The 24,574-nt window shown below is 65.8% G+C and carries 23 protein-coding genes; 21 read left to right on the top strand and 2 right to left on the bottom strand.

Annotated features, from left to right (window positions below):
- From MOV80_RS20050 to MOV80_RS20025, 6 genes are all read left to right on the top strand, one after another.
- The coding region (locus MOV80_RS20050) for a DUF2345 domain-containing protein (protein ID WP_249605437.1) at nucleotides 1-670 on the top strand (670 nt) is incomplete at its 5' end.
- Nucleotides 671-672: 2 nt separating this feature from the next.
- The gene (locus MOV80_RS20045) at nucleotides 673-2,613 is read left to right on the top strand and encodes a phospholipase D-like domain-containing protein (protein ID WP_249605436.1); all 1,941 of its coding nucleotides are present in this window, start codon (nucleotides 673-675) and stop codon (nucleotides 2,611-2,613) included.
- Nucleotides 2,519-3,661 (top strand): DUF6396 domain-containing protein, encoded by a 1,143-nt coding sequence (locus tag MOV80_RS20040; RefSeq protein ID WP_249605435.1) that lies wholly within the window; start codon nucleotides 2,519-2,521, stop codon nucleotides 3,659-3,661. Before MOV80_RS20045 ends, MOV80_RS20040 begins: the two co-directional genes overlap by 95 nt.
- Entirely contained in the window at nucleotides 3,654-4,697 is a 1,044-nt protein-coding gene (locus tag MOV80_RS20035) for a DUF6396 domain-containing protein (RefSeq protein ID WP_249605434.1), read from the top strand. Before MOV80_RS20040 ends, MOV80_RS20035 begins: the two co-directional genes overlap by 8 nt.
- Complete coding sequence (locus MOV80_RS20030; protein WP_249605433.1) at nucleotides 4,690-5,739, top strand: DUF6396 domain-containing protein; 1,050 nt, start codon at nucleotides 4,690-4,692, stop codon at nucleotides 5,737-5,739. Before MOV80_RS20035 ends, MOV80_RS20030 begins: the two co-directional genes overlap by 8 nt.
- A gap of 149 nt (nucleotides 5,740-5,888) precedes the next feature.
- Nucleotides 5,889-6,683, top strand: coding sequence for an N-acetylmuramoyl-L-alanine amidase (locus MOV80_RS20025; protein ID WP_249605432.1), 795 nt, complete (start codon nucleotides 5,889-5,891; stop codon nucleotides 6,681-6,683).
- Between the two features lie 218 nt (nucleotides 6,684-6,901).
- On the opposite strand, the gene MOV80_RS20020 is transcribed toward MOV80_RS20025, so the two are convergent.
- On the bottom strand, nucleotides 6,902-7,636 hold the full coding sequence (locus tag MOV80_RS20020; protein WP_249605431.1) for a glycoside hydrolase family 16 protein: 735 nt from the start codon (nucleotides 7,634-7,636) through the stop codon (nucleotides 6,902-6,904).
- 560 nt (nucleotides 7,637-8,196) lie between these two features.
- Between MOV80_RS20020 and MOV80_RS20015 the strand changes: the two genes are divergently transcribed.
- From MOV80_RS20015 to MOV80_RS19945, 15 genes are all read left to right on the top strand, one after another.
- Nucleotides 8,197-8,637, top strand: coding sequence for a MauE/DoxX family redox-associated membrane protein (locus tag MOV80_RS20015; protein WP_118266255.1), 441 nt, complete (start codon nucleotides 8,197-8,199; stop codon nucleotides 8,635-8,637).
- Nucleotides 8,638-8,701: 64 nt separating this feature from the next.
- Nucleotides 8,702-9,133, top strand: a complete 432-nt coding sequence (locus tag MOV80_RS20010; protein ID WP_019104277.1) for a carboxymuconolactone decarboxylase family protein — start codon at nucleotides 8,702-8,704, stop codon at nucleotides 9,131-9,133.
- A gap of 104 nt (nucleotides 9,134-9,237) precedes the next feature.
- A complete protein-coding gene (locus MOV80_RS20005) occupies nucleotides 9,238-10,980 on the top strand; it encodes a class I adenylate-forming enzyme family protein (protein WP_043592497.1) in 1,743 nt (580 codons plus the stop codon).
- A 3-nt stretch (nucleotides 10,981-10,983) separates the two neighbouring features.
- On the top strand, nucleotides 10,984-11,946 hold the full coding sequence (gene paaA / locus MOV80_RS20000; protein WP_019104275.1) for a 1,2-phenylacetyl-CoA epoxidase subunit PaaA: 963 nt from the start codon (nucleotides 10,984-10,986) through the stop codon (nucleotides 11,944-11,946).
- Entirely contained in the window at nucleotides 11,939-12,220 is a 282-nt protein-coding gene (gene paaB, locus MOV80_RS19995) for a 1,2-phenylacetyl-CoA epoxidase subunit PaaB (RefSeq protein ID WP_019104274.1), read from the top strand. The genes paaA and paaB overlap by 8 nt, the downstream gene beginning before the upstream one ends.
- Complete coding sequence (paaC, locus tag MOV80_RS19990; RefSeq protein ID WP_019104273.1) at nucleotides 12,217-12,987, top strand: 1,2-phenylacetyl-CoA epoxidase subunit PaaC; 771 nt, start codon at nucleotides 12,217-12,219, stop codon at nucleotides 12,985-12,987. Before paaB ends, paaC begins: the two co-directional genes overlap by 4 nt.
- Nucleotides 12,984-13,505, top strand: a complete 522-nt coding sequence (paaD, locus tag MOV80_RS19985; protein WP_200123099.1) for a 1,2-phenylacetyl-CoA epoxidase subunit PaaD — start codon at nucleotides 12,984-12,986, stop codon at nucleotides 13,503-13,505. The genes paaC and paaD overlap by 4 nt, the downstream gene beginning before the upstream one ends.
- Before the next feature lie 10 nt (nucleotides 13,506-13,515).
- A complete protein-coding gene (locus tag MOV80_RS19980) occupies nucleotides 13,516-14,583 on the top strand; it encodes a 2Fe-2S iron-sulfur cluster-binding protein (RefSeq protein WP_118266257.1) in 1,068 nt (355 codons plus the stop codon).
- Nucleotides 14,584-14,605: 22 nt separating this feature from the next.
- The gene (locus MOV80_RS19975; protein WP_043592495.1) at nucleotides 14,606-15,787 is read left to right on the top strand and encodes an MFS transporter; all 1,182 of its coding nucleotides are present in this window, start codon (nucleotides 14,606-14,608) and stop codon (nucleotides 15,785-15,787) included.
- 76 nt (nucleotides 15,788-15,863) lie between these two features.
- Entirely contained in the window at nucleotides 15,864-17,063 is a 1,200-nt protein-coding gene (locus tag MOV80_RS19970) for an iron-containing redox enzyme family protein (protein ID WP_249605430.1), read from the top strand.
- 112 nt (nucleotides 17,064-17,175) lie between these two features.
- The gene (locus MOV80_RS19965; protein WP_249605429.1) at nucleotides 17,176-19,941 is read left to right on the top strand and encodes a 3-deoxy-7-phosphoheptulonate synthase; all 2,766 of its coding nucleotides are present in this window, start codon (nucleotides 17,176-17,178) and stop codon (nucleotides 19,939-19,941) included.
- Nucleotides 19,935-21,452 carry an anthranilate synthase component I family protein gene (locus MOV80_RS19960; protein ID WP_249605428.1) on the top strand — a complete coding sequence of 506 codons (1,518 nt, stop codon included), beginning with the start codon at nucleotides 19,935-19,937 and terminating at the stop codon, nucleotides 21,450-21,452. Before MOV80_RS19965 ends, MOV80_RS19960 begins: the two co-directional genes overlap by 7 nt.
- A complete protein-coding gene (locus tag MOV80_RS19955; RefSeq protein WP_048416092.1) occupies nucleotides 21,443-22,051 on the top strand; it encodes an aminodeoxychorismate/anthranilate synthase component II in 609 nt (202 codons plus the stop codon). The genes MOV80_RS19960 and MOV80_RS19955 overlap by 10 nt, the downstream gene beginning before the upstream one ends.
- 48 nt (nucleotides 22,052-22,099) lie before the next feature.
- The gene (locus tag MOV80_RS19950) at nucleotides 22,100-22,528 is read left to right on the top strand and encodes a thioesterase family protein (protein ID WP_249605427.1); all 429 of its coding nucleotides are present in this window, start codon (nucleotides 22,100-22,102) and stop codon (nucleotides 22,526-22,528) included.
- Entirely contained in the window at nucleotides 22,525-22,917 is a 393-nt protein-coding gene (locus MOV80_RS19945) for a RidA family protein (protein WP_048416091.1), read from the top strand. The genes MOV80_RS19950 and MOV80_RS19945 overlap by 4 nt, the downstream gene beginning before the upstream one ends.
- Before the next feature lie 95 nt (nucleotides 22,918-23,012).
- On the opposite strand, the gene MOV80_RS19940 is transcribed toward MOV80_RS19945, so the two are convergent.
- Complete coding sequence (locus MOV80_RS19940; protein ID WP_052052125.1) at nucleotides 23,013-24,470, bottom strand: PLP-dependent aminotransferase family protein; 1,458 nt, start codon at nucleotides 24,468-24,470, stop codon at nucleotides 23,013-23,015.
- Nucleotides 24,471-24,574 lie beyond the last annotated feature (104 nt).

The following is a 24,574-nucleotide window of genomic DNA, read 5'->3' as shown; positions in this document are numbered from 1 at the left end:
CGCACTGAAGCTGATTGCCGCCAAGGGCAAGATGCAGGTGCAGGCGCAGAGCGACAGCATTGAGGTGACCGCGGACAAGGATGTGACGGTGACGTCCTGCAAGGAAAGAATCACCGTGGCCGCCAAACAGGAGATCCTGCTCAACGTCAGCGGCGGCGCTTACATCCGCATCGCCGGCGGCAATATCGAACTGCATTGCCCGGGCAAGGTGTCGGTGAAAGGCGCCAGCCACCAGATGAGCGGGCCGGCGCAAATGACGGTCACGCATCCGGATTACCCACAAAGCATTCCCAGGATGCCGCTGTCGCTGCGTCTGGATCAATCGCCGCAAGGCGGCAACAGCAGCTGGACCGGCATGCCCTATACCCTGCATGCCGACGGCGGCGAGGTGGAGCGCGGCATCATTGACGAAAGCGGCCACCTGGCGGTCAAACATGCGGTCACCACGCAAAAATACACGGTGGAGCTGGCCAACGGCGTCAAGTTCGATATCCCGGTGGCCAATGAACTGAGCAAGCCGGACAAGGGCGCGCTGGCCAATGCCGGCTTCCATAAAGTGGTGGCCGGCGGCGCGCCGCCGGACGGCCGCGTGGAGCCGGACGAGCATGCGCGCGCGCGCTACCACCGTTTGCTTAATGGCGAGGCCGACGCTTCGCCGGCAGGAGAATAATAATGAGCGCGAACACGATAGTCTCCCCGATCTGCGTCAAAGAACCGCTGCGGGCCAATTTGACCCTGCCCTGGTTTTTGCAGACCAGCGAATACGCGCCGCATGAGGGCAGCTTCCAGCCCCTGGTCAACGGCGAGGCGGCGTTTGCCGCGGTGCATTACGCCATCGCCAAGGCCAAGAAAAACGTCAGCATCATCTGCTGGGGCTTCCAGCCGTCCATGTACTTCGTCCGCAAGGGCGCGGACATGGTGAAGTACGCGGACATCGCGGAAGCCGTGCCGGCGCAGATAGGCAAGTTGCTGGAGCACAAGGCCAAGCAGGGCGTGCAGGTGCGGGTGCTGTGTTTCGCCTCCAAGCCGGCCGGCCTGTACGTCAACAGCACCGGCGCCACGGTGGATGAGTCGCAAACGCCGGGGCGTTGGAGTGTGGGCATCAAGGACAAGCCGGCTTATGAAACCCCGGAGCAGTATAAATACGATTCGCAGTGGTATTCCTGGTATGACGAGGATCAGCCGGCGGCCGGCGCCACGGACAAGAAAGTGCGGGACCAGTTTCACAAGGATATTCCCAGCAAATACCTGCATTTCCGCAGCCGCGGCTTTGGTCCGTATACCCGTACCCATATCGCGACGCAGGATTACGACGACAAGGGCTTGAAGAAAAGAACCAAGACCGCCTTATCGATAGGTCCCAGCCATCACCAGAAAATGGTGCTGGTGGATTACGACGACGCGCAAGCCCATGTCGGCTTCGTCATGGGCCACAATATGTTGGACGAGTACTGGGACACCAATGCCCACAGCGCCAAGCCCAAAGCGCCCAATCTGGGCCGCAACGGTACGGTGGGGCCGCGCGAGGATTTCTCCAGCCTGATTACCGGGCCGGCGGTGGGCGATCTGTTCCACAATTTCCGCCGCGCCTGGCGCGACGAGACCAAGGAAAACCTGCCGCTGCCCGGCTGCGGTTTCGGCGGCTATGCGCCGCGGGTGGACGGACAGGCCAATAAGGCCGCCATGGTGCAGCTGCTGCGCACCCAGCCGGAATACAAGAAACAGGACATCAAGAAGCTGTATCTGAAGGCGGTCAACAACGTCACCTCCTACATCTTCATCGAAAACCAGTACTTCCGCTGGCCGCCGCTGGCGGAAAAGATCAAGGACGCGGCCAAGGCGCAGAAGCAGGCTGGTCGTCCTTACCCGATCTACCTGTTCGTGATCACCAATACCAGCGACGCCGGCGTGGGCGCCGGCACGGTCAACACCTACCGGATGCTGGACAGCCTGGGGCGCGCCGACACGATTCCCGGTGTGGCGCGTCTGGAAAAGGCGGATGATGTGGAGGCCCGGCTGGGCCAGGCCAAGCAGGCGGAACGGGAGGCCAAAGTGGTGAGCGCCTTGAACGTCATGGCGCCGGCAAAGCTCAAAAGCAAGATCAAGGAAGCGGAGGCAGACGCCACGGCTTATCGCGAGCGGATGGAAAAGGAGTACGAGGCCGCCCAAAAGCCGGACGCCCCCATTGCCGCGGTTGAGCAGCCTGGCCTGAAAACCCATATTTGCTCCATCGTGGCGCCGGACTCCCCGCCGAAGGCATGGGTAGAAACTTACATCCACGCCAAGCTGATGATCATCAACGACGCTTTTCTGACGCTGGGCTCGGCCAATATCAATACCCGAAGCATGCAGGTGGACAGTGAATTGAACATTGCTTTGGACCGGCCGGAAATCTCCAAGCCGCTGCGCCAGGAGTTGTGGGGGAGGCATACTAATAGTTGGTCTGGGGCAAATCCGGATAGGATGGACAGGGAGGCACCAGCAAAGCAAGCTTTTAAAAAATGGCGAGATATTTTGAATGAAAACAAGGCTGCCTTTAGCAACTCTTTGCCCCCAGTCGCGCCTCTTTGCGAGTTTTTGCGTACAGACCCCGCCCGGAGCAATAGTGATTAAGCCCGCATTTCTGACCCTGATTCTGACCCTGAGCCTGGCCGCCTGCGGCGGCGGCGCCAAGGAGCGTTCCGTGCCTGATTTGAAAGAAGTCGAAGCCAAGCTGGCTTTCAACTGCGCGTATGAGAAAGACCATCTGCCGGCCTTGACCCCGGAGGCGGAGCAGTTATACCGCTACGCCCGCTGGTTGCAGAAGAACCAGATCGAGAAGGAAGACCCGTTGCGCTTCCCGGAGATGGAGCGTTATTACCGCATTGCCACCGCTCACGGCCATTACAAGGCCAATCTGGAGCTGCGCGACATGATAGGGCGGGGCACGGCGCGCAGCGACGATCCGGTCAAGGAAACGCTGGACCTGACTCAGGAGCTGATAGACCGCGGCATTCCAGGCGGCTACTACGATATGGGGCGCTATCTGAAGGCCGGTTACGGCGTGAAACAGGACGAGGAGCTGGCCAACCGCTACTACCGCAAGGCGGCGGACCTGGGCAGCCCGGAGGCGCAGTATCTGGTGGGAGACAAGCTGACGGGTTTGACGAACGCGCAACCAGGACCGTTTGCTATTGGCAATCAGATGAAGAAGTGTGCGGCGGAACAGGGGCATGGAAAAGCTGCACTTGAATATGGTACGCAGTTACGTCTTGAAAAAAAATTGTCTGAAGCAGTTAAATACCTGCAGCTTGGTACTAAAGGGGGAGATGAGACGGCGGCTTTAAATCTGGAAGATGGTTTCAGTTCAAACAAAGACCCGAGTTTGAAATGGAAGGATCTGGGCTTAGGGCAGGATGATGAGCGTAGTCGTCGTTACAAAATCATTAGCGATGTTCTAAGCGACTACTCCTACGCTCACCCCAAGGTGCCGGAACTGGACGAGATCGTGCCGCTGCCGCCGGCCCCGCTGCCGGCCTGGGACGGCAAGCTGAAGTGGCTGGAAGCGTTCAAGGCCAATGTGGCGCCGGAAAAACCGTCGGAAGCCCTGATGAGCCAAATGGCCGCAGCCAAAGGCCTGGATGCCAAGACCGGACGGCCGCTGAACGGCAAGCATGGTTAAAACGCTGTACGCCTTGTCGCTGTTGGGGGCTCTGGCCGCCTGCGGCGCCAAGGAACGCGCAGTGCCGGACTTGAAAGCAGTCGAGGCCAGGCTGGCCTTCAACTGCGTATATGAGAAAGACCATTTGCCGGCATTGAACCCGGAAGCGGAACAGCTATACCGCTACGCCCGCTGGTTGCAGAAGAACCAGATCGAGAAGGAAGACCCGCTGCGTTTCCCGGAGATGGAGCGTTATTACCGCATCGCCACGGCTCACGGCCATTACAAGGCCAATCTGGAGCTGCGCGACATGATAGGGCGGGGCACGGCGCGCAGTGAGGACCCGGTCAAGGAAACGCTGGACCTGACTCAGGAGCTGATAGACCGCGGCATTCCAGGCGGCTACTACGATATGGGGCGTTATCTGAAGGCCGGCTACGGCGTGAAGCAGGATGAGGAACTGGCTAACCGTTATTACCGCAAGGCGGCGGACCTGGGTAACCCGGACGCGCAGTATCTGGTGGGAGACAAGCTGACGGGGCTGACGATATCGCAGCCTGTACCGTTTGCTATTGGGACCCAAATGCTCAAGTGTGCAGGAGGGCAGGGGCATGCGATTGCTGCGAAGGAGTATGCAGTTCAAATGCAGGGTGAAACTAATTCTGAAGCAGTAAAATTTTTCCAGTTGGCTATCAGATCGGGAGATGCAACTTCTGCGTTGAATTTGGGAAATGCTTTTGGTCCCATCACTGAAGAGAATAAACAGTGGGATGATCTGGGGCTAAAACAGGACGATGAACGTCGGCGACGTTATCTAAACATTATGGGTGTGTTAAGCGACTACTCCTACGCCCACCCCAAAGTGCCGGAGCTGGACGAGATCGTGCCGCTGCCGCCGGCTCCGCTGCCGGCTTGGGACGGCAAGCTGAAGTGGCTGGAAGCGTTCAAGGCCAATGTGCCGCCGGAAAAGCCATCGGAAGCCTTGATGAGCCAGTTGGCCGCGGCCAAGGGTCTGGATGCCAAGACCGGGCGGCCGCTGAACGGCAAGCATGGTTAAAATGCTGTACGCCTTGTCGCTGTTGGGGGCTCTGGCCGCCTGCAGCGGCGCCAAGGAGCGTTCCGTGCCTGATTTGAAAGAAGTCGAAGCCAAGCTGGCCTTCAACTGCGCGTATGAGAAAGACCACCTGCCGGCATTGAACCCGGAGGCGGAGCAGTTATACCGCTACGCCCGCTGGTTGCAGAAGAACCAGATCGAGAAGGAAGACCCGCTGCGTTTCCCGGAGATGGAGCGTTATTACCGCATTGCCACCGCTCACGGCCATTACAAGGCCAACCTGGAGCTGCGCGACATGATAGGGCGGGGCACGGCGCGCAGTGAGGACCCGGTCAAGGAAACGCTGGACCTGACCCAGGAGCTGATAGACCGCGGCATTCCCGGCGGCTACTACGATATGGGACGCTATCTGAAGGCCGGCTACGGTGTGAAGCAGGATGAGGAACTGGCCAACCGTTACTACCGCAAGGCGGCGGACTTGGGCAGCCCGGATGCGCAGTATTTGGTGGGAGATAAGTTGACAGGGCTGACGATATCGCAGCCTGGGCCGTTTGCTGTAGGGACCCAAATGCTCAAGTGTGCTGGAGAGCAGGGGCATGGGAAGGCTGCTTCGGATTACGCATATCAACAACGCTTTGAAAAAAACGTTATTGAAGCCGTCAAATTTTTCCAACTGGCAACTAAAAGCGGAAATGAAGCAGCTGCTTTTAAGCTAGAAAAAGGCTTTGGTGCAATCACAGATGCTAACAAGCAATGGAATGACTTGGGCCTGAAGCAGGATGATGAGCGTAGCCGCCGCTACAAAATCATTAGCGATGTTCTCAGCGATTACTCCTACGCCCATCCCAAGGTGCCGGAACTGGACGAGATCGTACCGCTGCCGCCGGCCGCGCTGCCTGCCTGGGACGGCAAGCTGAAGTGGCTGGAGGCGTTCAAGGCCAATGTGGCGCCGGAAAAACCGTCGGAAGCCCTGATGAGCCAACTGGCCGCGGCCAAGGGCCTGGACCCTAAGACCGGGCGGCCGCTAGGCGGGCGACGCGATTGACGCCGGTTTTGCAGCGGGTCGCAGCCCGTTCGCGCTGAACTGACACCCGTCACCCCCGCCGAACCCTTGAGTTCGAGAGGAATCAGACTCTATGTGCCGGTTGTCTGGCCGGCGCGCATCCCTTCCCATTCCCCTCCTGGAGATTCTTCATGACGCCCATCCTGTTCAACACCTATCGCTCGGTCCAAGGCTTCAACAAACGCGTCCGTTTCCTGATCCTGCATTACACCGCGCTGGACTTCGCCGGTTCCATCAAGGCGCTGACCGGCTCCGGCCAGGTGAGCGCGCATTATCTGGCGCCGGACCCCAGCGACCCCAGCTATCAGCAGGCCGGCTTCAAGCAGATGAATCTGTTCAATCTGGTGGACGAGAACGACCGCGCTTGGCATGCCGGCGCCAGTTCCTGGGATGGCCGCAGCAATCTGAACGATTCGTCCATCGGCGTGGAAATCGTCAATCTGGCGCGGGAGGACAAGGGCGGCATGGTGTTTCCGCCTTATCACCCGCAGCAGGTGGAGGCGGTGACGGAATTGGCGCGGAACATTCTGGCGCGCTATCCGGACATCAGCCCGGTGAACGTGCTGGGCCATTCCGACGTCGCCGTGGGCCGCAAGAGCGATCCGGGCCCGATGTTCCCGTGGCTGGAGCTGCATCAGGCCGGGGTGGGCGCGTGGCCGGAGGCGGAGACGCAGCGTAAATACACAGAGCAGTTCCAGCAGCAGGGCTTGCCCGGCCGGGAGAAGATGCTGGCGGCGTTCAAGCATTACGGCTACGAGGTGGCGGCGGCGGGCGGCGACGCCGGCTTTACCACCCTGGTGCGCGCCTTCCAGATGCATTTCCGCGCCAGCGATTACCGCGGCGCGCTGGACGTGGAGACCGCAGCCATTCTGTTTGCCTTGCTGGAGCGTTATTGGCCCAAGCGTTTGGCCCTGATCAAGCTTTGACGCTGTTTGTCCGCAACGCGAAACCCGGCCGCCTGGCCGGGTTTTTCATTGCCGCTCTCTTCGCAAAACGCCGCTGCGCGCTAAGAGCCGCTAACAAAACCGCGCAGCGTACCTGAGCCAAGGCGCGCCGACGCAGAAAACGAAGTTTCTGCGAAGCTACAGTACCAGTAGTACGACAAGGAGGCGCAACGCAGGATCAGGGGTTTTGTTAGCGGGTCTTATTTGGCGGCGGCCGGGATGAAGGAGAACTCCTTGATCACGATCTCCACTTCCTTGCCGTCCTTGGGCGGCCGTCCCTGGAACAGCCACAGATTGATGTGAGGCGGCAGCGGCTGCTGCGGCACCAGGCGCGTGGGGTCCGCCGGGGCGAAGTTCCAGCGCGCCATTTCATACAGGTCGCCGTCCTGATGGCCGTGCAGCGATTGGTAGAGCACCCGGCTGGCGTCCCAGTTGAAGCGGTGGGTGCTGTAGTCGCCGTTGAGATTCGGTTCGAAGGCGTAGGAGGTGGGCTTGGGGTCGGGCACGGCCGGGTAGACGGTGTAGTTGCCCATCGGGTTTTGCCGATTGCCCCAGCGGGCGAATTCGATGTCGATCTCATTGGTGGCGTCCGGGCCCACGTCCGGCGTCGGGTAGTTGAACAGGCCCAGCACGATATTGTCGTCGAACAGGTCCGGCCGGCCTATCAACTTGAACTGGTAGCGGCCAAAGCCCAGCCGCTGCGGCAGGTAGACCTCGACGCTGCTCCACTTGCCGCCGCGGTGGGCGATTTTGAGATGGAGCCGGCCCTGGGCGTCCACCCAGGCGTTGTTTTCGTCCCAGTCGTTGGGGCCGGGGCCGCTTTGGCTTTGATTGCGGACTTCCCAGGCGTAGCCGGAGAAATTCAGGGTCTTGGCCTGGACGGCGGCGGACAGGGTCAGGCCGGCGGCGAGGAGGGGGAGCAGGAGGCGGCGCATGGTTTGCCTTTGCTTGTGGATAAGCTTGTCATTTAAGAGCCTGTTTCCAATCTGCTGCGCTGCGGCGATACCGCGTTGAAAACGCCTTCGAAATGCTCATGTGCCATCTGTGCATTCCGCTTCCTCAGCTGTTTTCGCCTTGTCTCGCTCTTGCTCGCTAGATCGTAAACAGACTCTAAGCGCGGCGGCGGCGGCGGGTAAAGGGTGTTTTTGCCAGGCGGGGCTGTCCGTCCGGACAGGCGGCGGCGCGGACGGGGTCATGCCGGCGCGGCGGCGACGGGGTCATGTCCCGGCGGCTTGGATGTTGGCGCGGCCCCGGCCCGCGCATTCTTGTTTTTGTGAATCTATTTTTCTTTTCAATGGCTTGCGCCGTTTTGCGTCAGGCGATCCGCGCGTTGTCTTTCCTGTTTCCAAATACCGTCATGCGCTTTGTCATGGTCGGAAAATTCATTCTTGTCCCTTATGCCTATCGAGTATGTCTATTACAGTGCAATCCATATTGCATAACAAGGCGGCGCGCCGCGGCTTGTTGGCATCCATATCGATTGGGAGGTTTAGGCATGCAAAAGGAAAGCGCCTGGAAGGCGGTGTTGCTATTGGCCCGGTTCGCGTTGGCGGCGGCGTTCTTGTCGGCGGTGGCGGATCGCTTCGGCTTCTGGGGCCATATGGGCGAACTGGGGGTGTCCTGGGGAACGATGGAGAACTTCTATCGCCATGTGGCCAAGCTGTGCCCGTGGGCGCCGGCCGGCCTGATTCCGGTATTGGCCTGGGCGGTGAACGCGTTGGAGGCGGTGCTGGGCGTGACCCTGCTGCTGGGCGTTCAACTGCGCGCCTCCGCCTGGATCAGCGCGGCGTTGCTGCTGGTGTTCGCCTTGAGCATGGCCGCGTTCCAGAGCCTGAAGCTGTCGCTGAATTTCAGCGTGCTCACCTGCGCCGCCTGCGCCGCGCTGGTGTATCTGGCCAGTTCGCTGGAGCCGACGCCGGGCGCGCGCCGCGCTTGAAGTTTCCGGGCGCGGCCGGGCCGCGCCCGCTTCCTGTCCTTATCCAAATTTAGGAGTGTTGATCATGAGTAGCTTGCGTCTTGCTTATTACGAATTGTCCCCGGAACTGCTGCAGGGCTTCCGCCTGGTGAAGCAGGGCCTGGAAAAGAGCGTGTTGGGTCTGCCGCTGATCGAGTTGATCTATCTGCGCGTGTCCCAGATCAACGGTTGTTCCTTCTGCCTGAACATGCACACCAAGGCGCTGCGCGAGCGCGAGGAAAGCGACCGCCGTCTGGCGGAGCTGGCCGGCTGGCGCGTCAGCGCCCAGTTCAGCGAGCGCGAGAAGGCCGCGCTGGAATGGGCCGAGGCGCTGACCTATGTCGTGGACAGTCACGCCGACGACGCCGCCTATCTGCCGCTGAAAGCGCATTTCAGCGATCAGGAGATTTCCGATTTGACCTTCGCCATCGCGCTGATGAACGGCATGAACCGTCTCGCCGTCGGCATGCGTCAGTAAGCGCCTGAGCCAGGGCCCGCTCGCGGAGCGGGCTCGCGGACAGTCCACCCACCCGCCTGGCCGCAAGCGGCGGGCTTAACCAACGCCAGCAGACACACACCGACATGGACCACCTGATTAAAAAGCAAGCCTGGGACGCGCTGTTCAACGATCCGGAACTGGGCGCCGGCAATTTTCTGTTCAAGGCCCACGCCGCCTACGGCGGCAGCCGGGAAGACTATCTGTTCCTGGAAAAGCCTTTTATCGGCCCGCGCGGCAACGCCTATCAGTCCTTTTCCCTGGACAGCCTGTTCCATCTGGTGAGCGATCTGGCGGCCTGGTACCGCCAGCAGGGCATCCAGGCGGGGCGGCATGTCTGCTTGTTCCTGGGCGACGGCATTCCGTCCTTCCTGCACTTCCTGGCGCTGGGCAGCCTGGGCTGCGTGCCGGTGCTGATCAACGGCCATCTGCGCGCCGACATCGCGGCGCTGTACGCGCAGCGCAACCGCTTCGACGTGTTCGTCTACGACAAGGAAACCGACGCGCGCTGGGACCTGGCCGGCGCGCTGCGCGGCCTCACCGCGCTGGACGCGGGCTTCAACGCCGGCGCGGCGGTGGCGCTGGCGCCGTTGCCGGCCTCCGGCTGGCCGGCGGCGGTGAAGGACGAGGACATCGTGATGGTGTGCCACAGCTCCGGCACTACCGGCATTCCCAAGGCGGTGCTGTTCGGCCACGCGCAGTTCTTCAACGGCAAGCGCGAGCGCCTGCGCGGCTTCGTCGAGCAAGACGAGGACAAGCTGGCCACGGCGATGCCGCCCACCCACGCGGCCGGCATCAGCTATTTGATGACGGCCACCATGCTGCAATTGCCGGCGCTGGCGCTGGCGACGCAAACCGGTCAGGTGGCGGCTAATCTGATCGCCAGTTTCCAGCCCACCATCGTTACCGCGTTTTCCCAGACTTACGCCTCTTTCGCGGAGCTTAACCTGCCGGACGGCTATTTCGATTCGGTGCGCCGCTATTACAACACCGGCGACACCGCGCACGAGGCGCATATCCGCCAACTGCTGCGCCTGGCGCCGAGCGGCCGCTTCACCGATATGTTCGGCGCGTCCGAGCTGGGCATGTCGCAGTTCTTCAAGGTGTCCACGCCGGAGCAGGTGGCCAGCAAGCGCACGGTGGGCGCGGCCGCGTCCTACGCGCGCTGCGACGTGCTCACTCCGCAGGGCGAGCTGCTGCCGGACGGCCAGCCGGGCTATATCGGCGTGCGTTCGCCCACGGTGACGCCGGGCTATTACGGCCAGCCGCACTTGACCGCGCTGACCACGCTGAACGGCTACTGGCTGACCGGCGACATCGGCCTGCGCCTGGACAACGGCGAGTTCGTGCACCTGGACCGCATTGTGGACGCGGTGCCGACGCCGCTGGGCGTGCCGGCCTACACCCTGCTGCTGGAAGAACATTTGCTGAGCCATGCGGATTTGTTCGACGTCAGCGTGATCGGCGTCTCGCGCGGGCCGACGCGTGAAGAGGCGGTGCTGGTGCTGGCGCGCGGCAAGGCCGGCGCGGCGCTGGACGCGGACGAGGTGCTGCGCCAGGCGCTGGACTGCTTCCCGTTCAAAGGCCGCGGCGCGCTGCCGGACTACACCGTGTGCGTGGGCGTGCTGGGCGACGACTACGCGCTGCCGGTGGGCTCCACCGGCAAAGTGCTCAAGCGCGTGGCGCGCGATCAGTTCTGGAGCTGGCAGCGCGACTACGACGACGGCCTGCGCGACGTATTCAGCGCGCTGCGCTGGAACCAGTCGCTGGACCGTCAGCCGGAGGCGGCGGCGGAGCCGCAGAGCCTGCTGGACTACCTGAGGGGCTGAGGGATGGAGACGACGGACGATCTGGAAGCGCTGGAGCTGGCGTTTCAACAGCGGATAGACCGCGGCGAGAAAATAGAGCCGCAGGACTGGATGCCGGAGGCCTACCGCCGCACCTTGCAGCGGCAGATGGCGCAGCACGCTCATTCCGAATACGTGGGCATGTTGCCGGAGGGCGCCTGGATCACCCGCGCGCCCAGTCTCAGCCGCAAATGCATTTTGTTGGCCAAGGTGCAGGACGAGGCCGGTCACGCCCAGTATCTGTACAGCGCGCTGGAGAGCCTGGGCCTGAGCCGGGAGCAGGCTTACGGTCAGTTGCTGGCCGGCGAGGCCAAGTATTTGAACATTTTCAACTATCCGGCCTTGAGCTGGGCGGACGTCGGCATGATCGGCTGGCTGACCGACGGCGCCGCCATCGTCAACCAGGTGCCCTTGTCGCGCTGTTCCTACGGCCCTTACGCCCGCGCCATGGTGCGCATCTGCCAGGAGGAGAGCTTCCACCACCGCCAGGGCTTTGATCTGGTGCGGCGGCTGGCGGAGGGCACGCCGGCGCAGCGGCGGATGGCGCAGGACGCGCTCAACCGCTGGTGGTGGCCGACGGTGATGGTGTTCGGCCCGCCGGACGAGGATTCGGTGCACTCGCAGCGTTCGATGCGCTGGGGCGTCAAGCTGTATTCCAACGACACCCTGCGCCAGAAGTTCGTCGATCAGACCGTGCCGCAAGTGCTGCACCTGGGCCTGACGGTGCCGGACCCGGATCTGCGTTTCAACCCGGACACAGGCCATTACGAGATCGGCCGCATCGACTGGGACGAATTCAACCGGGTGATCCGGGGCCAGGGCCTGTGCAACCGCGAACGCATCGCCAGCCGCCGCCGGTCCTGGGACGAGGGCGCCTGGGTGCGCGAAGCCGCCGCCTGCCACGCCGTCAAGCTGGCGGCGCGGCCGCAAGGAGAACGAGATGCATGAGTGGAAGCTTTGGGAAGTGTTCGCGCGCAGCCAGAACGGCGTGGCGCACCGCCACGTGGGCAGCGTGCAGGCCAGCGACGCGGCGATGGCGCTGCAGCACGCGCGCGATGTGTTCACCCGCCGCGGCGAGTTCGTCAGCTTGTGGCTGGTGGCCGCCGAAGACCTGGTGAGCAGCGGCGAGGTGGAGCGCGCGCCGTGGTTCGAGACCGCGGCGGACAAGGGCTTCCGCCACGCGACCTATTACGAGGTGCCAGAGGGAGTGCAACACCTGTGACCCTGCATCCGGAATTGAAAAACCTGCGCGCGGAATACCTGCTGCGCCTGGGCGACAACGCGCTGATTCTGTCGCAGCGCTTGTGCGAATGGTGCGGCCACGCGCCCACATTGGAAGAAGACCTGGCGCTGAGCAATGTGGCGCTGGACTTGCTGGGCCAGGCGCGGCTGTGGCTGGACGCCGCCGGCCGCGGACTGACGCCGCCGCAGAGCGAGGACGATCTGGCCTACGGCCGCGACGCCCAAGCCTTCCGCAACGTGCTGCTGGCGGAGCTGACCCGCGGCAATTTCGCCGACACCCAGATGCGCCAGTTCCTGTTCGACAGCTGGCATTGCCTGCTGCTGCGCGAGCTGTCGGATTCGGCGGACGCGGAAGTGGCCGCCATCGCCGCCAAGGCGCTGAAAGAGGCCACTTACCACCTGCGCCGCAGCAGCGGCTGGGTGGTGAGGCTGGGCGACGGCAGCCGGCAAAGCCGCGAATTCTGCCGGTTGGCGCTGGAGCGCTGCTGGCATTACGTGGGCGAATTGTTCGAGATGGACGAACTGGAGCAGGCGATGCTGGCCCAGGGCGTGGGCTGCGACCTGGCCGCGCTGTATCCGGAATGGCTGGCCTACGTCAACGAAGTGCTGGCCGCGGCCACGCTGGAGCCGCCGCGCGCCGCGCCCGGCGTTAGCGGCGGCAAGCGAGGCGCGCACGGCGAGGCGCTGGTGGCCTTGCTGATGGAAATGCAGTTCCTGACCCGCGCCCATCCGGGAGCCGGCTGGTGAGCCGGGTGCACGGCCTGGAGGTGCAAAGCGGCACCGAGCGCGTATGGGAGTGGCTGGCCGGCATTCCGGACCCGGAGATGCCCTACGTCTCCATCGTGGACCTGGGCATCGTGCGCGACGTGCGTTGGGAGGACGACGCGCTGCGCGTGGTGGTGACGCCCACCTACAGCGGCTGCCCGGCCAAGGCGCAGATAGACAGCAATATCCGCCAGACCCTGCAAGACCGGGGCGTGGAGGCGGTGCGGCTGGAAACGCGGCTGCACCCGGCCTGGAGCACGGACTGGCTGAGCGAAAGCGGCCGGTCCAAGCTGCGCGCCGCCGGCATCGCCCCGCCCCTGCCGGCGGAGCCGGGCTGGCAGCGGCTGAGCTTCGTCGCCGCCGCCGCGCCGCGGGTGCCCTGTCCGCGCTGCGGTTCCGACGCCACCCGCCCGCAGGGCGAATTCGGCGGCACCGCCTGCAAATCGCTGTACCAGTGCGACGCCTGCCGCAATCCGTTCGAGCACTTCAAGAGTTTATGAGGAAGCAGCCATGCCGCAGTTTTACCCCTTGCAGCTGACCGAGATCCAGCGCGACACGCCGGACAGCCTGCTGTTGACGCTGGAGCCGTCGGAGGAGCATCGCGACCGCTTCCGCCATGAGCCGGGCCAGCATCTGACCCTGCGCGCCTGGCTGGACGGCGAGGAAGTGCGCCGCAGTTATTCGCTGTGCAACGCGCCGGACGCGCCCAAGCTGCAACTGGCGATCAAGCGGGTGGCCGGCGGCCGCTTCTCGCAATGGGCGCACGATAATCTAGGGCCGGGCGCGATGCTGGAAGCCTTGCCGCCGTCCGGCCGCTTCGGCCTGCCGGCGGCGCCGGAAGCGGCCCGCCATTACGCCGGCTTCGCCGCCGGCAGCGGCATCACCCCGGTGCTGTCGATTTTGCAGGCCACGCTGCTGCGCGAGCCGCTCAGCCGCTTCACCCTGGTCTATTGCAACCGCAATCTGGCCTCGCTGCAGTTCCGCGAAACGCTGGCGACGCTGAAGGACCGCTACCCGGCGCGGCTGTCCCTGATCTATCTGTTCAGCGCGGAAGAGCAGGAGATCGAGCTGTTCAACGGCCGGCTGGATCGCGAGCGCTGCCTGGCGCTGTTGCGCGGCTGCCTGCCGGCGGCCTCCATCGACCACGCTTACGTTTGCGGCCCGGCCGGCATGATGGAGGCGGTGAGCCAGGCGCTGAGCGACAGCGGCCTGCCGCCGGAACGCATCCGCAGCGAACACTACGCCGCGGCCCCGGCCGCCGGCCCGGCTCGCGCCGAGCGCGCGCTGGCGGACAGCCCGGAGCGGGTGCGGGTGACGGTGAGGATGGACGGCATGCAGCGCCAGGTGGAACTGGGCGCGCCGGTGGACAACCTTTTGGACGCGCTGCTGCAAGCCGGCGTTACGCCGCGCTATTCCTGTAAGGCCGGCGTTTGCGCTACCTGCCGCTGCCAGGTGCTGGCCGGCGAAGTGGACATGGAGGCGCCGCACGCATTGGCGCCCGAGGAGGTGGCCGCCGGCTATGTGCTCAGCTGCCGCAGCCGCCCGCTGACTTCAACACTGGCGCTGTCATTCGACTGATCCGCGCCTAAGGACACACATCATGACCTCTCAAAACGCCCTGTCCCGCTGGGCGCTGACCCTCTATTGCCTGGCCACCGGGTTTTCCGTGGCGGCGGTGGTCTACCACCAATCGATGACGCAGCTGATCGCCGTCTCCTTCGGCCTGTCCGCGGACTCGCTGTGGGGGCTGTCGGTAGCCACCCAGTTCGGCTACGGCGCCGGCCTGGTTCTGGGCCTGCCGCTGGGCGACATGATCGCGCCGCGTCGGCTGATCCCCGCCGCCATGCTGGCGTTGGGCGTGGTGCTGCTGCTGGTGGGCATCGCCCCGTCGCCTTGGCTGATGGTGCTGCTGTGCGGCCTGGCCGGCCTGCTGTCCATCGCTGGCCAGCTGTTGCTGGCCTACAGCGCCAAGGCGCTGGCGGCGGAGCAGCGCGGGCGGGTGGTGGGCAGCCTGCTCACTTCCTTGTTCGCCGGCTTGCTGCTGGCGCGGGTGCTGGCCGGCTGGGGCGGCGAGCATATCGGCTGGCGCGGCATTTATCTGACGGTGGGCGCCCTGACCTTCGTCATCGGCCTGGCGCTGCGCGGCTGCATCGGCGAGGTGCCGCTGGCCGGCCAGCTGCGCTACGGCCGCATGCTGAGCCAGCAGGGCGCTTTGTGGCTGAAGCTGCCGGAGCTGCGCCGGCTGGCGCTGGTGGCCGCTTGCTTCTTCGCCGCCTCCAACGGCATCTGGGCCAATTTGTCCTCGCTGACCCACTCCACCCTGAACTGGAACGCGGGCCAGACCGGCCTGCTGGCCTTTACCTCCATCGCCGCGCTGCGCGCGCCGTGGCTGGCGCAATGGCTGCAGCGCCGGCTGGACTGGCACGGCGTGATCGCGCTGCTGGGCGTCGGCATCGCCGCCACCTCGCTGGCCGGCGTCTGGCTGGGCAGCCAGGTGCTGATGATAGTTGCCTTCCTGATGGTGACCGATCTGGGCGTGCGTTCGGTACAGACCATTGCCCAGGGCCGGGTGCTGGGCATAGACCCCGCCGCCGCCTCGCGGCTGAACAGCTTGTTCATGACGGTTTTCTTCTTCGGCGCCGCGCTCGGCTCCTGGTTGGGCGGCATCGCCATCCACCGGTTGGGCTGGGCCGGCATGTATCTGTTCCCGGCGGCCTGCGCCGCCGCCGGGCTGCTGTTCCTGAGCTGGCGCAACCCCGCGCTGCGCTTTGCCCGGGCCTGATTTCGCAACACCGCAACACCTGGACGCCGCGGCGCTTTCCGCGCCGCGAACCGCACACTTCGATTGGGAGATGGACATGGAAGCATTGTTGGAAAAGAGCGGCAGCAAGACCCCGTTGATCGCAGGCATGAGCTTGATCTGGGCCGACTGGCTGAAAGAAGAAGACCTGCAGGACCTGGTGGAACACCCGCTGCTGCAAGCGCTGGAACGCAATGAGGCCAGCCTGGCCACCGTGCGCACCCTGCTGATTCAGCACAGCCATTACTCGCGCCACTTCACCCGCTATCTGTGCGCCTTGATGGGTCAACTGAGCGATCCGGCCGACGTGATGGCGCTGATGGAAAACATGCGCGAGGAAATGGGCGTGGACGGCGGCAGCGCCATCACCCACGCCGAAATGTTCCAGCGCACCTTGCGCGTGGTGGGCGCGGCGCCGGCCTCGCACGCGCCGCTGCCGCAGACCCTGGCGATGGTGGACACCATGATGGGCCACTGCCAGTCCCCGGACGCGCTGGCCGGCCTGGCCGCGATGTGCCTGGGCGCGGAAGCCATCGTTCCGCTGATCTACCGCCCCATCCTGCAAGCGCTGCAACACCACGGCTTCGGCGAGGACGCCACCGAGTTCTTCAGCCTGCACATCGAGGAAGACGAAGACCACGCGTTGACCATGCTGGCCATCATGCAGCGCCTGACCCTGGATCAGGACGCGCGCCGCGAGCAAGCCATCGCCGTGGGCCGCGAGCTGATCGCCCGCCGCGTGGCGATGTTCGACGCCATCTGGGCGCATTGCCAGACGCAGCCGGCCGCCGCGCCCGCCGCGGCCCCGGCCGGCCATTTCTCCTCCGCCGATTTCTGGCGCGTGCCCAGCCAGTTGCAGGCCCAGTTGCCGGCGCGGCTGAGCCACGAGCAGGTGATGGCGGCCAGCCAGGGCGGCGACCAGGCCTTCTCCTCCGAGCGCAAGCACAAGGTGCACATCGTCGATCTGCCCAGCCGCACCATCAGCCTGACCATAGGCCGGCTGGAAGAGGGCGAGTCCACCCGCCTGCACCGCCACAACTACGAGACGGTGATCTACGTCACCCAGGGCCAGGGTTATTCCCGCATCGGCGACCGCCAGGTGCCGTGGCGCGCCGGCGACGCCATCTACGTGCCGGTTTGGGCCGAGCATCAGCACGTCAACACCGGCGCGGAGGAGTGCGTCTACCTGGCCTGCGAGAACGCGCCCTTGTTGCAGAACCTGGGCGGCATCGCGCTGCGCGAAGAACTGAGCGCCTGAGCCCCGGCCGGACCGCCTGCCTACAGGGCGGCCCGGCCCGCAGCCTTGCCCGGCGCAAGCGGCTCTTGCCGGGCGGGCTTTTCCCAATCAGCACCCGATAAACGAGATCCCGATGCTGACACTATCCAAAGCCTGGAGCCCAAGCAGCTGGCAGGCGAAACCGCACACACAAATGCCCGATTACGACGACGGCGCCGCGTTGCATGCCGTGCTGTCGCGTTTGAGCGCCTATCCCAACTTGGTGCCCTCCGCCGAAATCCGCCGGCTGCGCGCCGCGCTGGCCGGCGTGGCGCGGGGCGAGGGCTTTGTCATCCAGGCCGGCGACTGCGCCGAGCGCTTCGCCGGCCTGCGGCCGGACGTGCTGGGCGGCCACTACCGCCTGCTGGAGCGCATGGCCGCGGACCTGGGCCAGGCGCTGCAACGCCCGGTGCTGCGCATCGGCCGCATCGCCGGCCAGTACGCCAAGCCGCGCAGCCAGCCGCAGGAAGCCCTGGGCGGGCTGAGCTTGCCCAGCTATCGCGGCGACATCGTCAACGGCGTGGAATTTGCCGCCTCCGCGCGCGCCCACGACCCGCAGCGGCTGGAATCCGCCTACTTCCACGCCGCCGCCAGCCTCAATTACCTGCGGGGTCTGGACCGCGAGGCCGCGCCGCGCGACAGCGGCTACTACGTCAGCCACGAGGCGCTGCTGCTGCCCTATGAACAGGCCCAGCTGCAACAGGACGAGCGGGGCGATTGGTATTGCGGCTCCGGCCACTTTTTGTGGGTGGGCGAACGCACCCGCCAACTGGACGGCGCGCACGTGGAATTCCTGCGAGGCGTGAACAATCCCGTGGGCGTCAAAGTGGGCCCCGGCATGGCGCGCGACGAACTGCTGAGCCTGATCGACGCGCTGAACCCGGACAACGAAGCCGGCCGGCTGACCCTGATTACCCGCTTCGGCGCGGCGAACATCCAGCGCTTGCCGGAACTGCTGAACGCGGTAAGCGCCGAAGGCCGCCACGTGTTGTGGTTGTGCGACCCGATGCACGGCAACGGCGTGCAAGCGGCCAACGGCGTGAAGACCCGGCGCTATGAAGACATCCTGGCCGAGGTGGAGGCCTTCCTCGCCGCCCACCGCGACTGCGGCAGCCACGCCGGCGGCGTGCACCTGGAATTGAGCGCCCAGGACGTCACCGAATGCCTGGGCGGGCCGGACGCGCTGGCCGAGGAAGACCTGGGCCGCGCCTACCACAGCAGTTGCGACCCGCGGCTCAACCCACGCCAGGCGCTGGCCCTGACCGATCGCTTGATTGCCGCGTTGACCCAGCCCTCCGGCGCGGCGGCGAGGCCGGCGCCGGACGCCGCCGCCCCGGAACCGCTGATCAATCTGGCCGAGCGTCTGGCCGCCAGCCGGCCGGACAGCGACCGGCTCTGCTTTGTCGGCCCCGGCTTCAGCCTCAGCTACCGCCAGCTCAACCGCGCGCTGCGCCGCCAGGCCGCCTGGCTGCAAACCGAAGGCGTGGCCGCCGGCGAGCGCGTGCTGATTGCCCTGGACGACGGCCCGGAGCTGGCGGTGGCTTTCTACGCCGCGCTGGCGGTGGGCGCTTTGCCGGTGGTGGCCAATCCGCGGCTGGACGCCGCCTCGCTGCACCATCTGCTGGCCGACGCCGCCCCGGCGCTGTGCCTGGGCCAGTCCTCGCAGATCGCGGTGTGGCCGGCCGCGGCCAAGCTGCGGCTGCTGGACGCCGGCGCTCACCTGGAATGGCTGGCCGGCGACAGCGCCGACGACGATTGGGACGATTTCGCGCGCCAGCCGGAAGACGCGCCGGCGCTGATCCAGTACACCTCCGGCAGCACCGGCCAGGCCAAGGGCGTGGTGCACAGCGCCCGCTCCATGCTGGCGGTGTGCTCGCACTTCGCCGCCGGCCAACTGCGGCTGGGCGCGGACGACGTGCTGTACTCGGCGCCCAAATCCTTCTTTGGCTACGGCATGGGCAACAGCCTGTTCTTCCCGCTGTATCTGGGCGCTTGCGGCGTGCTGGACGGCGCCTGGCCGTCGGCCGAACGCGTGGCCGGCGTGCTGCGTCAGTTCCGCCCCACCGTGCTGTTCGCCGTGCCCACTCTGTACCGGCTGCTGCTGGAACACGGCCTGGAGCCATCCGACGTGGCGATCCGGCTGGCCTTCTCCGCCGGCGCTCCGCTGTCCGCCCCCTTGGCGCGGCGCTGGCGTCAGCGTTTCGGCTTTGATCTGCACGACGGCATCGGCGCCACCGAAATGTGCCATGTGTTCGCCACCAGCTATCCGGACGCGCTGCGCTCCGGCAGCGTTGGCCGCATGTTGCCGGGCTGGGAGGCGCGCATCGTCGACGCCGACGGCCGGGACGCGCCGGCCGGCGAATGCGGGGTGCTGCTGGTCAAGGCGCCCAGCCGCGCGCTGGGCTACTGGCGGCGTCCGCAGGAAGAACAGGAGCGTTTCCAGGACGGCTGGTATCGCACCGGAGATCTGTTCAGCCGCGACGAGCACGGCTATCTGAGCTTCCACGGTCGCGAAGACGACCGCTTCAAGGTGTTTGGCCGCTGGGTGGTGCCGGTGGAAATCGAAAACCTGCTGGCCGCGTTGTTGCCGGAACTGGGCGACGCCTATGTGGTGGCCGCGCCGGACCGCGACGGCGAAGCCCGTCCGGCGCTGATTCTGCGCGCCGGCGACGACAGCGAGGCGCTGGTACGCCTGGTGCACGCCACGCTGGAAGCCCATCTGGAAAGCTATAAGCGTCCGGCGCTGGTGCTGGCGCTGGAGGAGATTCCGCTGAACAAGAACGGCAAGCCGGACCGGCGCGCCATGGCGCAGCTGGCCGCCCGGGAACAGGCGGAGCGCAAGGAGGAAAAAGTATGCTGAGCGAAGAGGCGTTTCTGCGTTACGGCGACCACGGCTTCAGCCTGGCGCCGCTGTGGCGGACCCTGCCGCTGCCGGCGGGCGCGGACCCGCTGGCGCTGTACCAGGCGCTGGCCAACCAGGGCAGGGACTATCTGTTTGAAACCGGCCACTGGCGCGACGGCGAATTCCAGCGCGCCTATTCGGTGATCGGCCTGCCCTGCCGCGAGCGGGTGGAACTGGACGAAGGCCGGCTGCGCCATTGGCGCGACGGCCAACTGCTGCGCGAACTGGAGTGCGAGGACCCGCTGGCGGAGCTGGCCAGGCTGCGGCAGGGCTGGACCGCGCCGCATTTCAGCGCCTTGCCGCCGTTCTCCGGCGGCCTGTTCGGCTACTTCGGTTTTGAAACCACCCGTTTGATCGAGCCGCGGCTGCGCCGCCAGCCGCGCAAGCCGTCAGGGCTGGCGCTGCCGGACGCGCTGCAATGGCTGAGCCTGGACTTGCTGGTGCTGGACCACCAGCAGGCCAGCGTCTACTGCATCGTCCACGAATCCACCGAGGCGACGGCCGCTTACGCGCGCGGACAGCGGCGCTTGCGGGAGCTGTGCGAGCGCACCCGCGCGCTGTTGGCGGAACCGCCGGAGCCGCCGCCGGCGTTCGCCGCGGACGCGGCGGCGGACCCCGCGCTGAATCACGCTTTTTCGCGCGAGGACTTCCAGCGGGCGGTGGGCCGGATCAAGGACTACATCGCCGCCGGCGACGTGATGCAGGTGGTGCTGTCCCAGCGCATGAGCCAGCCCTTCGCCGCCGACGCGCCCACGCTGTACCGGGCCTTGTCCGGCCTGGGCGACACGCCTTACCGCTACCTGCTCAATCTGGGCGACGCCCAGATCGTCGGCGCCTCGCCGGAAATGCTGTTCCGCCAGCAAGACGAGCGCGTGACCAGCCGCCCGATGGCCGGCACCCGCCGCCGCGGCGCGGACGCGGCGGAAGACCAGGACCTGCGCCGCGAACTGCTGGCCGATCCCAAGGAAATCGCCGAACACATGATGCTGGTGGACCTGGCGCGCAACGATCTGGGCCGGCTGGCCGAGCTGGGCAGCGTGCAGGTGGACGAGTTGCTGACCGTGGAGAACTTTTCGCACGTCATGCACATCGTCTCCACCGTGTCCGGCAAGCTGCCGCAACAGGCGCAGGCGTTGGACGTGCTCAAGAGCACCTTCCCGGCCGGCACCCTCAGCGGCGCGTCCAAGGTGAGGGCGCTGGAGGTGATCGCCGAGCTGGAGCCGCATTCGCGCGGGGTCTACGGCGGCTCCATCGGCTACATCGGCTGGCGCGGCAACGCCGACCAGGCCATCACCATCCGCACCGGCGTGCTACAAGGCGGCCAGCTGCACGTGCAGGCCGGCGCCGGCGTGGTGCAGGACTCGCTGGCCGAGCGCGAATGGCAGGAAACCCTGGAAAAAAGCCGGCTGATGCTGCTGGCGGCCAAGCTGGCCGCGGCGGCGCGGCAAGAGGAGGCGGCATGCATTTGATGATCGATAACTACGATTCCTTCACCTACAACGTGGTGCAGTACCTGGGCATGCTGGGCGCGGACATCATGGTGAGGCGCAACGACGAGATCGGCCTGGAGGAGATGGAAGCGTTGCGGCCGCGCTCGCTGATCGTCTCGCCCGGACCCTGTTCGCCCGCCGAGGCCGGGGTGTCGCTGGCGGCGATCCGCCGCTTCGCCGGCCGCCTGCCCATCCTCGGCATCTGCCTGGGCCACCAGTGCATCGCCGCCGCCTTCGGCGCGCAGGTGCGCCGCGCCGACGAAGTGCTGCACGGCAAAGTGTCGCGCATCCATCACGACGGCGAGGGCCTGTTCGAAGGCCTGGCCGACGGCCTCAAGGTGGCGCGCTATCACTCGCTGGTGGCGGACGCGCTGCCGGACGAGCTGGTGGCCACCGCCTGGGCGCTGCGCGCCGACGGCGGCCGGGGCGAAATCATGGCGCTGCGCCACCGCAGCCTGCCGATTCACGGCCTGCAATTCCACCCGGAATCGGTGCTGACCGAACAGGGGCTCAGCATGCTGGGCAATTATCTGCGGCTGGCCGAGCGCGCCGCGCAAGCGGAAACCGAGCTGGTCTGACACATGCAAGGGGGCGGCCGCGGCCGCCCCCGCCAAGAAAGCGACAAGATGCAAGATCCCCATTTTTCCAAGGCCTACCCGATCCGCTTCTCCCACTGCGATCCGGCCGGCATCGTTTACTTCCCGCAATACCTGGTGCTGAGCAACTGGCTGGTGGAAGACTGGTTCACCGAAGGCCTGGGCATCAGCTTTGCCGACTTCATCGGCCCGCGCCGGCTGGGCCTGCCCATCATCAAGCTGGACTGCGAATTCCTGCGCCCGTCGCGCCAGGGCGAGCAGCTGACGCTGCAACTGCGCGTGGCGCGGCTGGGCGGCAGCTCGCTGACCCTGGACATGGAAGGCCACGCCAATGGCGAACTGCGGCTGCGCTGCCGTCAGGTGCTGGTGCACATCTCGCTGGACAGCGGCGCCGCCATCGACGCGCCGGCCGACGTGCGCGCCGCCTTGAGCGGCTTGCTGGAGGAGGCGACGGCATGATGCAAATTCTGCAACCGCCGGAATGGGCGCGCCCGCGCGGCTACGCCAACGGCATCGCCGCGCGCGGCACCATGGTGTTCACCTCCGGCCAGCTGGGCTGGGACGCGGAGGAAAAGCTGGTGGGGCCGGGCTACGCCGAGCAGGCGATCCAGATCCTGAAGAACATCGTGGCGGTCCTGGCCGAGGCCGGCGCCAAGCCGGAGCATCTGGTGCGGCTGACTTGGTATGTGTCCGACCGCGACGCCTATTTCGCCGAGGCCCGGGAAGTGGGCCGCGCCTACCGGGAATTGATCGGCCATTTCCCGGTGATGAGCGCGTTCCAGGTGGCGTCCCTGATGGTGCCGGGCGCCAAGGTGCAGATCGAGGCGACGGCGGTAATTCCGGATTGAGGCTTGTTGGACCGGACGGTTGGGTCGGGTGGGGCCGCGAGGCGATACCCGCCAAACCCCGCCGTTTCCGCCGGCGACATCAAGAGAGCCCGCCCTCAGCCACCCGACGGCAAGGACCGGCCTTCCAGGCATAGGCGCAGATTCCGCGCCTGTTGCGCGGCCTGCTCCGGCGTGGCCACATTGGCGAAACCGAACAACAGCCCTTTGCCGCAATCCGCCTCCAGCGCCCGCGCAGACAGCGCGGCGATGCCGAAGCGCTCGCGCTTGGCGCGCTGCGCCAAGGCGATGTCGTCCTCAGAACGATTCAGCCGCGCCAGCAAATGCAGGCCGCAGGCCGGCACGTCGAAACTCATTCGTTCGCCGAACTCATGCCGCAAACTGGCGATCACCAGCTCGCGGCGCTGGGCGTAGGCGGAGCGCATCTTGCGCAGATGGCGGATGAAGTGTCCTTCCTGCATGAAATCCACCACCACCCCCTGATTCAACAACGGACAGCCGTCGTGCCAGGTGTGGCAGGCGGCGTTGAAGCGTGTCAGCAGGGGCTTGGGTACCACTAGATAGGCCAGGCGTAGCGCCGGGCTCAGCACCTTGCTGAAGCTGCCGACGTAGAGCACGTTGTCGTTGGCCCCCAGGCTTGCCAGCGCCGGCTGCGGCCGGCCGTCGTAGCGGTATTCGCTGTCGTAATCGTCTTCGATGATGAAGGCGTTGTTGTGCTCGGCCCAGGCCAGCAGCTCAAGGCGCCGCACCAGGGACAGCGACACCCCCAGCGGGCTTTGATGCGCCGGCGTCACCAGCGCGAAACGGGCGTGCGGCGCCCTCTCCTTGGCGGCGGCCACCTGCATGCCGTCCCGGTCCACCGGCACCGGCACCAGCTCCGCGCCCATTTCCGCCATCAGGTGGCGGCTGGGTGGGAAGCAGGGGTCTTCAATCCACACCTGATCCAGCGGCCGCAGCAGGGTGCGGCCGATCAAATTCAGCGCGCCGCGGTAGCCGGCGGTGATGAACACCTGCTGCGGCGAGCAGTCCAGCCCGCGCGACAGGTGCAGATAGGCGGCGATGGCCTCGCGCAGCGGCCCGTAGCCGGCTGGTTGCGGATAGGATAGAAAACGGTTTTGCAGCCGCAGCTGGCGGGTGTTCAGGCTGGCCCACAGCTTGCGCGGGAACAGGTCCAGCGCCGGCAAGCCCAACTGATAGGGCAGGGGTTGCCAGTCGGAGGCGGAATCGAACAAGGACAGGCCGGCCGGACGCGGGGCTGGCGCATCCGCCGGGCGGGGCTGCTGCATGCGCACTTCCGCCAGCCGCGGCGACACCACGGTGCCGGCCTGGCCGCGCGCTTCCAGATAGCCTTCGCCTATCAATAATTCGTAAGCCAGCTCCACGGTATTGCGCGACACTTGCAGCTCGCTGGCCAGCGCGCGGATGGACGGCACCCGTTGTCCCGGCGTCAGGCTGCCCTGGCTGATGGCCTGGATGAAGCGTTGATACACTTGGCGGTACAGCGGCAGCGCGTCGTCCTGGTTGGAGAGTTCCGGGGCGGCAAGGCCGGCGCTCACGTCGGCGCTCCCGCGCGCGGACAGGAGGAGAGGGGGGCTTGCGGCAACTGAGGCATGGCGGCTTCCTGAAAGCGGTTTAGTTTGAAAGTCGATAGCCGTTGCAG

The sequence above is a fragment of the Chromobacterium sp. IRSSSOUMB001 genome (assembly GCF_023507765.1).
Classification (GTDB): domain Bacteria; phylum Pseudomonadota; class Gammaproteobacteria; order Burkholderiales; family Chromobacteriaceae; genus Chromobacterium; species Chromobacterium haemolyticum.
Note: the sequence above shows the minus strand (reverse complement) of the source record. Positions and strands in the feature narration are given on the sequence as shown.